This window comes from Mesorhizobium sp. ISC15 (assembly GCF_037162615.1).
Taxonomy (GTDB): Bacteria; Pseudomonadota; Alphaproteobacteria; order Rhizobiales; family Rhizobiaceae; genus Mesorhizobium; species Mesorhizobium mediterraneum.
The window spans coordinates 2,699,329-2,713,480 of record NZ_JAVSPX010000001.1; the positions used below are offsets into that span (position 1 = coordinate 2,699,329).

Annotated in this window: 17 protein-coding genes; 13 read left to right on the forward strand and 4 right to left on the reverse strand. The window is 62.9% G+C overall.

Annotated elements, in window-relative coordinates; all coding sequences use genetic code 11:
* Positions 1–81 precede the first annotated feature (81 nt).
* The 3 genes from RPG13_RS12955 (at position 82) to sbmA (ending at position 2,998) form a co-directional block, all read left to right on the forward strand.
* Complete coding sequence (locus RPG13_RS12955; protein ID WP_095483940.1) at positions 82–294, forward strand: hypothetical protein; 213 nt, start codon at positions 82–84, stop codon at positions 292–294.
* 144 nt (positions 295–438) lie between these two features.
* A complete protein-coding gene (locus RPG13_RS12960; RefSeq protein WP_337125185.1) occupies positions 439–1,599 on the forward strand; it encodes a YbfB/YjiJ family MFS transporter in 1,161 nt (386 codons plus the stop codon).
* Positions 1,600–1,720: 121 nt separating this feature from the next.
* Positions 1,721–2,998, forward strand: a complete 1,278-nt coding sequence (sbmA, locus tag RPG13_RS12965; protein WP_126103304.1) for a peptide antibiotic transporter SbmA — start codon at positions 1,721–1,723, stop codon at positions 2,996–2,998.
* A 27-nt stretch (positions 2,999–3,025) separates the two neighbouring features.
* Here sbmA and RPG13_RS12970 read toward each other — a convergent pair whose 3' ends face one another.
* Positions 3,026–4,030, reverse strand: a complete 1,005-nt coding sequence (locus RPG13_RS12970; RefSeq protein WP_337125186.1) for a polysaccharide deacetylase family protein — start codon at positions 4,028–4,030, stop codon at positions 3,026–3,028.
* A 193-nt stretch (positions 4,031–4,223) separates the two neighbouring features.
* On the opposite strand from RPG13_RS12970, the gene RPG13_RS12975 reads away from it, so the two are divergent.
* Together RPG13_RS12975 and der are read left to right on the forward strand one after the other, a co-directional pair.
* Complete coding sequence (locus RPG13_RS12975; protein WP_127289757.1) at positions 4,224–4,889, forward strand: tetratricopeptide repeat protein; 666 nt, start codon at positions 4,224–4,226, stop codon at positions 4,887–4,889.
* Between the two features lie 89 nt (positions 4,890–4,978).
* Positions 4,979–6,412, forward strand: coding sequence for a ribosome biogenesis GTPase Der (der, locus tag RPG13_RS12980; protein ID WP_126103301.1), 1,434 nt, complete (start codon positions 4,979–4,981; stop codon positions 6,410–6,412).
* 16 nt (positions 6,413–6,428) lie between these two features.
* On the opposite strand, the gene RPG13_RS12985 is transcribed toward der, so the two are convergent.
* Positions 6,429–6,605 (reverse strand): hypothetical protein, encoded by a 177-nt coding sequence (locus tag RPG13_RS12985; protein ID WP_442921336.1) that lies wholly within the window; start codon positions 6,603–6,605, stop codon positions 6,429–6,431.
* On the opposite strand from RPG13_RS12985, the gene RPG13_RS12990 reads away from it, so the two are divergent.
* The 7 genes from RPG13_RS12990 (at position 6,605) to RPG13_RS13020 (ending at position 11,218) form a co-directional block, all read left to right on the forward strand.
* Positions 6,605–6,865, forward strand: a complete 261-nt coding sequence (locus RPG13_RS12990) for a hypothetical protein (RefSeq protein WP_337125187.1) — start codon at positions 6,605–6,607, stop codon at positions 6,863–6,865. The two genes, RPG13_RS12985 and RPG13_RS12990, sit on opposite strands and share 1 nt — an antisense overlap.
* A 219-nt stretch (positions 6,866–7,084) precedes the next feature.
* Entirely contained in the window at positions 7,085–8,266 is a 1,182-nt protein-coding gene (locus RPG13_RS12995) for a cell wall hydrolase (protein ID WP_337125188.1), read from the forward strand.
* Between the two features lie 242 nt (positions 8,267–8,508).
* Complete coding sequence (locus RPG13_RS13000) at positions 8,509–8,907, forward strand: AtpZ/AtpI family protein (protein ID WP_127205449.1); 399 nt, start codon at positions 8,509–8,511, stop codon at positions 8,905–8,907.
* A 71-nt stretch (positions 8,908–8,978) separates the two neighbouring features.
* Complete coding sequence (locus RPG13_RS13005; protein ID WP_095483947.1) at positions 8,979–9,737, forward strand: F0F1 ATP synthase subunit A; 759 nt, start codon at positions 8,979–8,981, stop codon at positions 9,735–9,737.
* A gap of 78 nt (positions 9,738–9,815) precedes the next feature.
* A complete protein-coding gene (locus RPG13_RS13010; RefSeq protein ID WP_056103679.1) occupies positions 9,816–10,040 on the forward strand; it encodes a F0F1 ATP synthase subunit C in 225 nt (74 codons plus the stop codon).
* A 76-nt stretch (positions 10,041–10,116) separates the two neighbouring features.
* The gene (locus RPG13_RS13015; RefSeq protein ID WP_126103298.1) at positions 10,117–10,716 is read left to right on the forward strand and encodes a F0F1 ATP synthase subunit B; all 600 of its coding nucleotides are present in this window, start codon (positions 10,117–10,119) and stop codon (positions 10,714–10,716) included.
* Positions 10,717–10,726: 10 nt separating this feature from the next.
* Entirely contained in the window at positions 10,727–11,218 is a 492-nt protein-coding gene (locus tag RPG13_RS13020) for a F0F1 ATP synthase subunit B (protein WP_126103297.1), read from the forward strand.
* A gap of 239 nt (positions 11,219–11,457) precedes the next feature.
* Here RPG13_RS13020 and RPG13_RS13025 read toward each other — a convergent pair whose 3' ends face one another.
* On the reverse strand, positions 11,458–12,153 hold the full coding sequence (locus RPG13_RS13025; RefSeq protein WP_292219863.1) for a ribonuclease HII: 696 nt from the start codon (positions 12,151–12,153) through the stop codon (positions 11,458–11,460).
* A gap of 155 nt (positions 12,154–12,308) precedes the next feature.
* Positions 12,309–13,463: a PA0069 family radical SAM protein gene (locus tag RPG13_RS13030; RefSeq protein ID WP_292623045.1), complete on the reverse strand. Its 1,155-nt coding sequence runs from the start codon at positions 13,461–13,463 to the stop codon at positions 12,309–12,311.
* A gap of 151 nt (positions 13,464–13,614) precedes the next feature.
* Here RPG13_RS13030 and RPG13_RS13035 point away from each other — a divergent pair, with 151 nt between their 5' ends.
* The gene (locus RPG13_RS13035) at positions 13,615–14,121 is read left to right on the forward strand and encodes a glycosyltransferase (protein WP_095483952.1); all 507 of its coding nucleotides are present in this window, start codon (positions 13,615–13,617) and stop codon (positions 14,119–14,121) included.
* Positions 14,122–14,152: the final 31 nt, after the last annotated feature.

A 14,152-nucleotide genomic window follows, 5' to 3' on the forward strand; every position in this document is an offset into this window, starting at 1 on the left:
GCCGCGATTGAAATCTCAATTGAAACGCAGGGCTGATTGGCAGATTTTAGCGAAACAAGCAGACCAGTGGAGGAAAATCCGATGAAGATTTTATCATTGCTCAGGGTCTTTTCCGCTGCCGGCGCGCGGCAAAGCCGGTCGCCTGAAAGCGAGACCACCCGATGGGTGATTGATCCGCTGTCGCATCCTGTGCTCGACACCATGTCGGAGCGCGAGCTCGGCGACGTGCCGTTCCGGCTGACGGCCCGGCGCACTGCCTACGAGACGGCTACCGTGCAAGCAGGTTGCGGTTGAAGCTTCTGAAACGGTAGCAGCGGGCGGTCGCCCTCAGCTGCCGGCACGTGCGGGCGGAGGCTGGATGCTGGCGGCTGCGGCAACCCGTTCTGGCCCAACACAAGCGGATTGTCTCACAGGCTCGTGCACCTATTGTGCACCGCAATGAAAGCCGTTTCGCCGTCTCCCTTGCGTCTCGCCTTTGCCGGCATGATTGGCTTGGCCGCTGCCATGGGCATCGGCCGCTTCGTCTACACGCCGATCCTGCCCGGCATGATGGAGGAACTTGGCCTGTCGCCGGCCGATGCCGGCTGGATCGCATCCGCTAACTATCTCGGCTATCTCATTGGTGCGCTTGCAGCCGTCGGCGGCTGGGCGCACGGTCGCGATCGCCTGCTGATGCTGGCCGGTCTTGCCGCCACCGCGGTCCTCACCGGGCTGATGGGCTTGGCCGGCACTATGGCCGCCTTTCTCGTCATCCGCTTTCTTGCCGGTCTGGCCAGCGCCTTCGTCTTGGTCTTCATGTCCAGCATCGTTTTCGGCCATCTGGCCGCCGCCGGCCGAAACGACCTGCAGGCGCTGCATTTCGGCGGCGTCGGCCTCGGCATAGCGGCGTCCTCGGCGCTGATGGTGATCCTCGTGACGGAACATGCCGGCTGGGCAGCGGGCTGGTTTTGGTCCGCCGCGATCTCAGCCTGCGCCTTTGCGGTCGTGGCGCTGCTGGTCGGCAGCACTGCAACCGCCAACGGCGCCGATGGTCGCGAACCGGCGCTGCCGAAGGACCGCTCGCTGATGAAGATCATCGTCGCCTATGGCCTGTTCGGCTTCGGCTATATCGTGACGGCGACGTTTCTGATCGCCATCGTCCGGCAGGGTGGCGGCGGTCGTGTGTTCGAAGCCATGGTCTGGATGGTCACTGGCCTGGCCGGGATTCCTTCGATCTGGCTCTGGCAGAAGATCGCCGCAAGGATCGGCCTGTATGCGGCTTATGCCTTCGGGTGCCTCGTCGAGGTGGTCGGCGTCACCGCGAGCGTCGCCATGGGCGGACACGTTGGGCCGTTGCTCGGCGGGTTTCTGCTTGGCGGGACTTTCATCGCCATCACCGCGCTCGGCCTGCAGACCGGAAGGCAGCTTGCCCCGCAAGCGCCACGCCGGACCTTGGCGTTGATGACGGCTTCTTTCGGCCTCGGTCAGATCGTCGGTCCGATCGTCGCCGGTCTGCTTGCGCAAGCCTCGGGCGACTTCTTCCTCGCATCGATCGTGGCCGCCGCCGTTCTGCTTGTCTCGGGCGCGATCACCTGGTCGGCTGCGCCAAAATCGCCATGATTGTGGGTTTGCTCGGGGATGGGCATCGGGCACGGGCATTTTCATTCCGACCGATGTGTGACCTTATGCCCGCTGAACAGCAACGCCGCTGATTTGCGCATCGACCGAGGATTTCCCCACAGTGTTTGTATCCTTCTTCCCGCAGCCGAAGCTTTTTTTCATCTCGGCGGCCGTCTGGAGCCTTCTGCTGGTTATCCTATGGTTTTTTGGCGGCGAGCACCTTGGCACGATGCTGGGGATGCCGCCGGTCGATCCGCAGGCCGCACCCGTCATCAGCCCAATAAGATTCCTGACACCGGCATTCCTCTGGTTCTACGGATATTTCTTCGCGGGTATGGGCGTATTCTACCTTTTTTGGGCGCTGTATGCCCCACACCGTTGGCAGAACTGGTCGATCCTTGGCTCTGCGTTGATTATTTTCGTCACTAATTTCATCGTGCAGATAAGTGTGGCGCTCAATGACTGGCGTGGCATGTTTTACGACATGGTGCAGAAGGCCCTGACAACGCCCGGCTCCGTTACGCCTGCCGAGCTTTACTACGGAGTATGGCAGTTCCTGTCGTTGGCCCTGGTCTATATGACCATTGCCGTCCTGAACGTCTTTTTCGTCAGGCACTATGTGTTTCGCTGGCGCACCGCGATGAACGACTATTTTACGGCTTATTGGCCAAGGCTGCGCCATATCGAAGGGGCGTCGCAGCGCGTTCAGGACGACACGATGCGCTTCTCGGGCACAATGCAGGGGCTCGGAGTGAACTTCATCGACTCCATCATGACTCTGATTGCATTTCTACCTTTGCTGGCATCCCTTTCTCTCCATGTTCCAACTCTCCCCATACTCGGAGCAATCCCCTATCCGTTGGTTATTGCAGCGATCGCGTGGTCGTTGTTTGGAACCGGCTTGTTGGCAGTCGTCGGCGTCAAGCTGCCCGGGCTGGAATTTCGTAATCAGCGTGTTGAAGCCGCTCTGCGCAAGGAACTTGTCCTCGGTGAGGACGATACGGAACGAGCGCAGCCGCCAACGCTGGTCGAGCTTTTCAGAAATGTTCGAAAGAACTACTTCACGCTATACGCTCATTATGTCTACTTCGACATGGTGCGCTATCTATATCTCCAGGTTGACAACGTTTTTGCCACGCTTATTCTTGTACCAACCTTGTCTCTTGGAAAGATAACCTTTGGAATTTTTCAGCAAATTGTCACCGCCTTTTCACAAGTCGCCAGTTCGTTCCAGTATCTTGTGAATTCCTGGCCGACCATTGTCGAACTGATATCCATCTACAAGCGCCTGCGCGCCTTCGAGGCGACGCTTGAAGGGGCCCCGCTACCCGAAATCGATCAGCATTATCTGGAGCGTGAGCGAGCCGGCTTGCGCCCTGAGGATCAGCCGGCAAGCTAGGAGAGGCGGGCGGCGAGCGCTTCCGGCTCAGCCGCCCACCGACGCCTGCTTTTCGTTGCTGCGTTGGCGCGAAACATAGTCGCGATAGCTGATGCACTCGACATCGGGCCTGGTGCAGACCTCGCCGGCAAAGCGCTCCAGCGCATTCCAGTAGGCGCCGTCATTCATAAGCGTGAAATGAAAGCCGAGCTCCAGCGGAACGCGTTTTCCCTGGTATTGGGCGTCGAAGGCGGCGCGAAAGGCATCATAGGTCCGGTCGGCGAATTCGTCCGCCTTGCTCGGCCGCTCGAAGCCGCCGGAATGTCTGACATAGAGATTGTAGTCCATGGCGATAACCGGCCTTGAACGAGGCCCTTCCGGAATCTGCGGCAGCGAAAAGCGCATGATGCCATTGGCGGTCGTCGGCCGGACTGGGCCGCGCGAGACGCCGCTCGCGTCGAACAGGTAGCCCGCCCTTGGCAGCGCCTCGTAGAGCGCCTTGTTAGCCGACAGATAGGGCGCGCGAAAGCCGACCGCCTTGCGCGCGATTTCGCGCCAGCCCGCGGGTTCGGGGGCAATGCCGTTGATCGAATAGGCGCTTTCGAGAATGTGTGAGAAAGAGCCGAACTCGCTCAGCCAGTCGGCCTTGCTCCAGTCCTTGCCGTCGAAATGGCCGCAACCGTGGCTGCCGATGTCATGATCTTCCGAGGCGGCAAGGTTTATCTGCTCGAGCCGGTCAGCGACTTCCTGTTTCGAGGCGGCAAAGCCGATGTTGGATTTGCCTGCGGTCTTGCCGGGCGCCGTATATTCCTTGCGCGTTTTGGGCGAGAGCAGGAAGACGCAGGACACGAAATAAGTGAAATGGGCGCCGGTGCGGGCGGCCAGCGCGCGGCTGCGCTTCCACTGCGGAATATCGCGAGCGCTATCGAACGAAATGATGACGACCTGCTTCGGTTTTGTCGGCGCAGGCGCCGCGGGCGGATCGGCGACGGCAGTGCCCGCCGCAGCAAGCGACGCGATGGAAAACGCAACAACGCGGTACAAACGAGGCATCGACATCTGATCTGGATTTGAGGAGGGTTCGAGCACCGGCTATCGGCGAAATGTGGCGCGGGTGCGGTCACCCTTTACGTCGCCTGTCCGGCGATTAGCCGATTTTCCTGTCGAACCCCTTCCATGCCGACGAAATTTCGCTAAAACGCGGGCTCATGTACGCCCCGGCCGGGGCAGGAATGGTTTTTGATCCATGTCGGACGACAGTTTTATCCGCGAAGTCAACGAAGAGATGCGTCGCGATCAGGCGCATGCGCTATGGGACCGTTTTGGTCCTGCCTTGCTTGCGCTCGCGGTGCTGGTGGTGGTCGGCACCGCTGCCTTCGTCGGCTATCGCTATTGGGACGAGACCCGCGCCAATCGCTCGGGCGATGCCTTCTCGCAGGCGCTGAAGCTTGCCAATGAGGGCAAGAGCGACGAAGCGCTGACGGCCCTCGATGCGCTGGAAAAGGATGGCTACGGCGCCTATCCGCTGCTCGCCCGCATGCGCGCGGCAACCGTCAAGGCGGACAAGGGCGACGTCGCCGCCGCAGTCAAGGACTTCGACGAGGTCGCCGCCGACGCAGACATTCCATCGGGTCTTCGCGACATGGCGCGCCTCAGGGCAGCACTGCTGCTCGTTGACCACGGTTCCTTCGCCGATGTCTCCAGCCGCGTCGAGGCTCTCACCGCCGATACCAACACGCTGCGCCATACGGCGCGCGAGGCGCTCGGCCTTGCCGCCTGGAAGGAAGGCAAGGCGACGGACGCACTGAAACTGTTCGACCAGATCGCCTCGGATGACGGCGCCCCGCGCAACGCGCGCGAGCGGGCGACGTTGATGTCCGAGCTGATCCGCGGGTCGGGCAGCGCGTCGTAGTGCATGTTGCCCAAAAGCATGCCCTCGGGCTTGACCCAAGGGTGCGCAGCGGTTTTGGGGTCAACGACATGCACAATAGGTAGAGTCCGATGACATTCAAAGTCGCCATCATCGGCCGGCCTAACGTCGGCAAATCGACCCTTTTCAACCGTCTGGTGGGAAGGAAGCTGGCGCTTGTCGACGACACGCCGGGCGTCACCCGCGACCGTCGCGTCCACGCCGCCAAGCTCTACGATCTGCATTTTGATGTCATCGACACCGCCGGCTTCGAGGACGCTGCTGCTTCGACGCTGCCAGGCCGCATGCGCGCCCAGACCGAGATCGCCATACGCGAAGCCGACCTGATCTTTTTCACGATCGATGCCAAGTCCGGGCTGATGCCTGACGACAAGACCTTCGCCGAGATCGTGCGCAAATCCGGCAAGCCGGTTGTCGTCGTCGCCAACAAGGCCGAGGCGCGCGGCGCGCAGGGCGGCATGCTGGAGGCCTGGGAACTCGGCCTTGGCGAGCCCATCCCGGTCTCGGCCGAACACGGCCAGGGCCTGCCCGATTTGCGCGATGCGGTGATCGCAGCGCTTGGCGAGGCGCGCGCCTTCGGCGAAGAAGAAGGGGATGCGGACGAGGAGACCGCCGCCAGCGAGGTGCTGATCGGCGAGGACATCACCGATCCGGATGCCGAGCCGAGCTATGACGATACCAAGCCGATGCGCATCGCCGTCGTCGGCCGCCCGAACGCCGGCAAGTCGACGCTGATCAACGCGCTGATCGGCGAGGAGCGGCTCTTGACCGGGCCGGAAGCTGGCATCACCCGTGATTCCATCTCCGTCGACTGGGACTGGCATGGCCGCCGCCTGAAACTGTTCGACACCGCCGGCATGCGCCGCAAGGCCAGGATCCACGAAAAGCTGGAAGTCATGTCGGTGCAGGACGGCTTGCGCGCCATCCGCTTTGCCGAGATCGTCATCATCGTGCTCGACGCCACCATTCCTTTCGAGAAGCAGGATCTGCAGATCGCCGATCTGATCATCCGCGAGGGCCGCGCGCCGGTGATCGCCTTCAACAAATGGGATATGATCGACCATCCCCAGGAACTCCTGGCGGAACTGCGCGAGAAGACCGAGCGGCTGTTGCCGCAGGCGCGCGGCATGCAGGCAGTGCCGGTCTCGGCAGAGACTGGGCGCGGCCTCGACAAATTGATGGATGCCGTCATCAAGACGCATCGAGTGTGGAACAGCCGCGTCTCGACCGGTAAGCTCAACCGTTGGCTGGAAGGCATCCTGGCGCATCATCCGCCGCCCGCCGTGGCGGGGCGTCGGCTGAAGATCAAATATGTCACGCAGGCCAAGACGCGCCCGCCGGGCTTCGTCGTCTCCTGCTCACGGCCGGACGCGATGCCGCAATCCTATGTCCGCTATCTCTCTAACAGCCTGCGCGAAGCCTTCGACATGCCAGGCGTGCCGATTCGCATCGCCTTGCGCACCTCGGAAAATCCGTTCGCCAGCAGGGCGAAGAAACGCCGCTGAGCGTTTCTGCTGCCCTTTAAGCAGCGCTCCGCAGGCCGGCACGCGCTTGCGCGTTTTCGGGCAGCGATTCCAGCGCCGCCTGCAGCAGGATGTCGGCAAGACGCGCCGCTACCGGGTCCGGCTCCGCCTCCTTGCGATACAGGTACAGCGCCATCTCAGGCAGCGCGGGCAACCCCAGGACGTCCGGCGTCATTGCCCTCACAGTGGCCGGCAGACCGATATCGGTGCGGATCGTCAATCCGAGCCCGCGGCGACCGCCGGCGCAGACCCGCTGGAACGGCGCTAGGCCTCGCCAACAGCCTCGTCTTCATCGCCTTCTTCCTGGTGCCGATCGCCATTCCGGGGCTTCTCGTCTTCTGGTCGTGGGCGGGCGTCTGGCTGGCTGCGGCTTTTTGCGCACTGATCGCCGGGCCGATCTTTCTTCGGCCCGAACATGGCCGCAAAAGCGCCTGACTTCGGATCGACAGGGAAAACACGATCCAACCTGTTAACGCACCATCAAGGTTAATGCATCATTGTGCCTCTCCAGTGGGGTCAGTTGCGTTTCTGGAGAGTTCCGTGCATCGACGTGTTTTGAAGCGGCTTGTCGCTGTCGCCGGTGAGAAGAAACGTTCACTTCTGTCTCCGTCCATTGTTGGTCTGTGCATTCGGGTCGGCTTTCCGAAGATCTCCATGCACCGACGTGTCTCGACGCCGGTTGCCGCCGTCGGTGAGAAAAGACGTTCACTCCTGTCTCCTCTGGTCATTGGACTTGGCATCTGGGTCGGCTTTCCCACGGTAATCGCCTACCAGGACATGACGAGCCTGGTTTCCGGCCTCAAGGCGCCGAACGCCCGCTGGAACGCCTATGTCGAGAAATCCGTCGCCGGATCGGTCCATGCCGCCGAAATGCCTTTCCTCGATTCCGACAGCACCGGCTCGATCTCGGGTTCCGGCGTCCGGTTGCCCGGCATCGGCGCTGTGTCGTTTCGCGGCAAGGGCAGTGCGGCCAGCACGACGCCCGACGAGGACCGCGTCGTGCGAGCCGCCAAGAAGGGCCGCATCATCATGGTCTCGCCGGTCGCGCCGCCGAAGAATTTCAACGCCGGCTCGATTTTCAAGCGCACTTCCTCTCTTCTTCGCCCAAGCATGGACAGCAGCCTGAAGATGGCTTTCGCCAAGCCAGAGATCAAAGGCAAGGAGATCCAGATTGCCGCCGCGTTCCACGCGCGCGTCGACAAGAAACCGGATCCCGGCATGCCGGCCATGCTTGCCGCACTGGTCAACAACGATCACCCCGACGTCCTGGCGACGGCCTACGCCTCGGCCGCGCCCGACTATGCGCAGGCGTCGCCCTTCGAGGCCTTGCTGCAGGACGAGAAGCCCAACGATGGCCGCTTCATTCCGCCGGTGGCCAAGGGCGATCATTCGTGGATGCAAACGCCGCTGCCGGCGAGCGTCTTCTCCAAGCCGGAACAGACTTGCCTCGCCAACGGCATCTATTTCGAGGCGCGCGGCGAATCCGTGCGCGGCCAGGCCGCCGTCGCCCAGGTCATCCTCAATCGCGTTCGCAATCCGGCCTATCCGAACTCGATCTGCGGCGTCGTCTACCAGAACGACAAATGGTTCAACCGTTGCCAGTTTTCCTTCGCTTGCGACGGCAGGAAGAAGCGCATCCAGAGCCCCGCCCACTACAAGACTGCGCAGGATGTCGCCATGGCGGTCACTGCCGGCAAGATCTTCATCCCGGAAGTGGGATCATCGACCCATTACTACGCCAACTACGTCAACCCGGGTTGGGCGCGAACGATGAAAAAAATGACCAAGATCGGCCTGCACATCTTCTACCGCACCTATGGCGGCGGCTGGAGCTGAGCGCTCCGGCAAGGCCCCCGGCGCGGCCGATCGAAGACCCATCGCCGGAGGGATTCGGTCGCGGCATGCCAACAACGGTATCGGGCACGATGTCGCACCCTAGCAAATCATTGATTTCAATAGGGAAAATACTTGAGGCTGAAGTTCCGCCCGTGGCTTGACGGGCGCGGACCCTCTAACTATGTTGCCGGCGACTTAAGAGCGGACGGACGGTGACGATCTGACCGGGCAAGGGGGTTGCGATGGCCGACGAGAATGGGCCAGACGGAACCGGAGAAACCGGCCGCGGCAAACAGCGTCAAGCCGACATCCGCGACGACGATCTTGAGCGCCGCCGGCGCGACCTTGAAGCATCGCTTGCGACAAGGCGGCCGAACCGGCTCGAGGGGAAAGACGACGCGAAAGCGGGCAGTGCGGCCGGATATGGCCAGGCGCTCAAGCTGTCCAGCGAGTTCATCGCCGGGATAGTGGTTGGCGCAGGTCTCGGCTGGATCATCGACCGTGTGGCGGGGACATCGCCATGGGGTCTGATCGTTTTTTTGCTGCTGGGTTTTGGCGCCGGCGTGCTCAACGTCCTGCGTTCTGCGGGGCTTATGGCGGAATTCGGACAAGGCGACAAAACGCGCGATCCGAAAGAATGAACTTGAGGCGCCGCTTGCCGGCGCAATGAACAGGACACTCAAGCCGCGTGCGGCTTCGATGGGGAATTAAAGTGGCTGCTGACAAGGTCGATCCGATCCACCAGTTCCATATCAACAAGCTGATTCCGATCGAGATCGGCGGCTACGACCTGTCCTTCACCAATTCGGCTCTTTTCATGGTCGCGACCGTCGCCGTTGCGTCGGCGTTCCTCTATCTCACCACCTCGAGCCGCAGCCTCGTTCCCGGCCGTCTTCAGTCGGTCTCGGAAATGGCCTACGAATTCGTCGGCAACATGCTGAGGGATGCAGCCGGAACGCAGGGCATGAAGTTCTTCCCCCTCGTGTTTTCGCTGTTCATGTTCGTGCTCGTTGCCAATCTGCTCGGTCTTTTCCCGTATTTCTTCACCGTCACCAGCCACATCATCGTCACCTTCGGCCTCGCTGCGCTGGTGATCGGAACGGTCGTCGTCTACGGCTTCATGAAGCACGGCCTTGGTTTCCTGAAATTGTTCGTGCCGCATGGCGTGCCGGTCTACCTGCTGCCGCTGGTGGTGCTGATCGAGGTGATTTCCTTCGTCTCGCGCCCGGTCAGCCTCTCGGTTCGTCTGTTCGCGAATATGCTGGCCGGCCACATCACGCTGAAGGTGTTCTCGGGCTTCGTGGTGAGCTTGAGCGCGCTCGGCACGCTTGGCATTGCCGGATCGGTCCTGCCGCTGGCGATGGCCGTGGCGCTGACGGCGCTGGAACTGCTGGTCGCGTTCCTGCAGGCCTATGTCTTTGCCGTGCTGACCTGCATGTATCTGAACGACGCCCTGCACCCCGGGCACTGACCCAGGCTGGCCAAGAGTTTCCGGCATTGCTGCCGGATGGAATTGCAACGGAATTTTAGATCCAAAGGAGTTGAACAAATGGAAGCAGAAGCAGCAAAGTACATCGGCGCCGGCATCGCATGCCTCGGCATGGGTGGCGCCGGTATTGGCCTTGGCAACATCTTCGGCAGCTATCTGGCGGGCGCGCTGCGCAACCCGTCGGCCGCGGATGGCCAGTTCGGCCGCCTGATCTTCGGCTTCGCCGTGACGGAAGCGCTGGGCATTTTCTCCCTTCTCATCGCGCTTCTGGCTCTGTTCGGCTGAGCCCCTGTTCGGCTAACATTGGGAATTGGACGGGCCGGCCGCAATCAGCGGCGGGCCTGATATCAGGGAATAGTCCATGTTCGTGACATCTGCCTTTGCGCAAGAGTCCGCGCCCGCCGTCGAAGGCGGCCATACCGGCACGGAAGGCGAAACGCATTCCGGCACCGGCGTGCCTGCCGAGGCGCACGGCATGTTCCCGCCATTCGATCCGGCGACATTCCCGTCGCAGCTTCTGTGGCTGGCGATCACCTTTGGGCTGTTCTATCTGTTCCTTAAGAAGGTGGTGATGCCGCGTGTCGGCGGCATCATCGATGTCCGCAACGACCGCATCACCCAGGACCTCGACCATGCCGCCAGGCTGAAGGGCGAGGCCGATGCCGCTGTTGCCGCCTATGAGCAGGAACTGGCGGAAGCCAAGACCAAGGCCAATGCGATCGGGCAGCAGGCCAACGATGCCGCCAAGGTGGAAGCCGAGGCCGCCCGCAAGAAGGTCGAGGCTGCCCTCGACAAAAAACTTGGCGAGGCCGAGGCCCGCATTTCGTCCATCAAGGCCAATGCCATGAAGGAAGTCGGCACGATCGCCGAGGACACCGCTTCGGCCATCGTCGAGGCGCTTGTCGGCGGCAAGGCCAGCAAGGCCGAGATCGCAGCAGCCGTCAAATCCGTGGCCCGGTGAGGAGCGCATCATGGACGCCACATCACTCGCGACGCTTTGGGCCACTGTTGCCCTCGTCATTTTCCTGGCCATTGCCGTCTACATCAAGGTGCCGGGGCTGATCGCCAAGGCGCTCGATGCCCGCGCCGACAAGATCAGCAACGAGCTTGAGGACGCGCGCCGGCTGCGCGAGGAGGCCCAGCAACTGCTCGGCCAATACCAGCGCAAGCGCAAGGAAGCCGAGCAGGAGGCCGCCGACATCGTCGCCGCCGCCAAGCGCGAGGCCGACATGCTGGCCGCCGAGGCGCACCAGAAGACCGAGGACTATGTCGCCCGGCGCACCGCGCTTGCCGAATTGAAGATCGGTCAGGCCGAGCGCGAGGCGATCGGTGAGGTGCGCGCCAGTGCCGTCGATATCGCCGTCGAAGCCGCACGCACGCTGCTCGCCGGCAAGATCGACGCCAAGGCCGGCGCCGACCTGTTCAAGGCCTCGCTTCAGGACGTGAAGTCTAAGCTGAATTAAGCGATTTCATCGAGAAATTCATCGAAAGCCGCCTGGGAAACCTGGCGGCTTTTTTTGTGCGGGCGGGCGAGCGCGTAATCTCCCTCCTTGAGGGGGAGATGGCCGGCAGGCCAGAGGGGGTAGCCGCGCGTGAAGCGCCAGCCTTCTCTTCGCCCCAGATGGCGTCGCGCCAGCTGAAGCGACCCCCTCTGTCGCCTTCGGCGACATCCCCCCCTCAAGGGGGGAGATTTGGCGCTGCCTCAATCCAGGCCGGCAAGGCCCTCTTCGTCGAGCACTTCGGTGCCGCCAAGCCGGAACGGCGCGAAGGATGCGCGGTGCAGCCGCGCCACCGGTCCATGCACCTCGATCGCCGTTCGGTGGCGGACGGTGGCATAGCCCATATGAGCCTCGAAACCGTAATGCGCGTGATGGCTGCCGCAGCCGCACATCATGCGGTCGCGCATCACCTTGGCGACGATCGAGGCGGCGGCGATCGACTGCGAGCGCTGGTCGCCCTTGATCAGCGCTCTGCCTTCGCAAGGCAGTCCGGGCGGCACGTCGCGGCCGTCGGCCAGGGCTAGCTTTGGCCGCACCGACAGCCCGACCAAAGCGCGGCGCATCGCCTCGAGGCTGGCCTTGAGAATATTGCTGCCATCGATGCCTTCCGCGCTGACCGAGGCCATCGACACGCCAAGAGCGGAGCCGAGAATTTTCAGGAACAGCGCTTCGCGCTGTAGATGGCTGAGGCGCTTGGAATCGTCGAGACCGTCGGGAATGTTGGCGGGATCGAGCACCACCGCTGCCGCGACGACCGGCCCGGCGAGCGGGCCGCGGCCAGCCTCGTCCATTCCCGCCACCGGCCACAGGCCTTCGGCCATCGCCTTCGTCTCGAAGGAGAAATCGGGTCTCTCGACGATTTCGAAGAGAAGCGGAGAATCAGAGCGCGCGCGAGCCATGTTGCGGCGAGGTTCGCATTGGCTCCGATTCTCCGCAAGCCCCTCCGGGTCGGGCGGGGCACCGGACCCGGAGGGCACCGTCTGCTAGCCCGGGGACAAGACAGGCCGGACGGGATCTCTTTATGTGCCGCCGGCGCCGGCGGCACATGATGTCTTCACAGCAACATCAGTTGCTCGGTTGCCTTGGCCGCGACGACGAACTGATCGGTCCTGAGCGACCGCCGCTCGGCGTTGAGGCCAAGCCGTTTGGCTGATATCTCGAAGCGCCGGCCGATCTGCCAGGCATAGGGACCGGCGCCTTTCATGCGCTTGCCCCAATCCGAATCGTAATCCTTGCCGTCGCGCATCGAACGGATCAGCGACATGACGTGACGGTAGCGGTCCGGATAATGGCGCAGCAGCCAATCCTTGAAAATTGGCGCGACCTCCAGCGGCAGGCGCAGCACGACATAACCGGCCTCGCGCGCTCCTGCTGCACGTGCCGAATCGAGGATGCGTTCCATCTCCTGATCGGTCAGGCCGGGGATGATCGGAGCGACCATGACCGAGGTCGGAATGCCGGCATCCGAAAGTTGCCTGATCGCCTCCAGCCGCTTCGTCGGCGTCGACGCGCGTGGCTCCATCGTGCGCGCCAGCATCCGGTCGAGCGTCGTCACCGACAGCGCCACCTTGGCCAGCCCGCGTTCGGCCATGCGCGACAGAATGTCGATGTCGCGCGTCACCAGCGCGGATTTGGTGACGATGCCGACCGGGTGGCCGCGCGCCTCCAGCACTTCGAGGATCTCGCGCATGATCCGGTACTGCTTCTCGATCGGTTGGTAGGGATCGGTGTTGGTGCCGATGGCGATGGTGCGCGGCTGATAGCCGTCCTTCGACAGTTCCTTGTCGAGCAGCCGCGCCGCATCCGGCTTGGCGAACAGCTTCGATTCGAAATCCAGCCCCGGCGACAGGCCCATGAAGCTGTGCGTCGGCCGGGCGAAGCAATAGACGCAGCCATGCTCGCAGCCGCGATAGGGGTTGATCGAGCGGTCGAAGGAAATGTCGGGCGACTCGTTACGGGTGATGATGGTGCGCGGCTTCTCGACCTGCACCTCGGTCTTGAAGGGCGGCAGCTCCTCCAGCGAATTCCAGCCATCGTCGAACACATGCCGGCTAACCGGCTCGAACCGGCCGGACGGGTTGATGCCGGCGGACCGGCCGCGATTGCGGTCGGGGCGGACGCGCACGCCGCTGTGCTCGATCATCGCATTGGCCATCTCGGCTCTACCAGCGCCGAAGGCGGCAATGTCGGCACGCACGATCTGTTCCATTTTCGCCCTCTCCCAGGGACTGTCGGCTGGCTGTCGATTCGCTCTGTTCATGAAAATAATCCTATTTTGCCGATGAGAACAAATCAAGAACTTTTTTATGACGCGACGCAAAAACTGGCGTCGCGCTCGGCTTTCCGCTATTCGGCTAACGATGCTCAGCGTTCTCATCCAGACCCTGAATGACGAAGAGAGACTTGCCCGCACGCTCGCCTCGCTGATCGGCGGCGCGGTCGAGGGCGTGGTGCGCGATGTCGTCGTCTGCGACGGCGGCTCGACCGACCAGACGCACCGCGTTGCTGAACATGCCGGCTGCCTTTTTGTGGCGAGCGGCGGCGTTGCTGCCGGTATCAGGCAGGCAAAGGGCGACTGGCTGCTGCTGCTGGAGCCGGGCGCGCGGCTGGCGGAAGGCTGGATCGACGAGGTGGCCGCCCACACGGCCAGGCAAACCATGCCGGCGCGGTTCTCGAGGGCGCGCGGCAGCCGCGTGCCGTTCCTGTCGCGGGTCTTTTCGGGAAACCGGGCACTGGCCGAAGGGCTGGTGATCAGCAAGCGTCAGGCCGCGGCCTTGTCGAAAAACGCCCGCAGCGCCGAAGCCATCGCGCGCGGCCTTGCGACCAAGCGGCTCGACGCCGAGATCTGGGTGGCGCCGGCGAAATGAGGGGCCTTCCTCTGCCGTAGCTTGCTGGGTT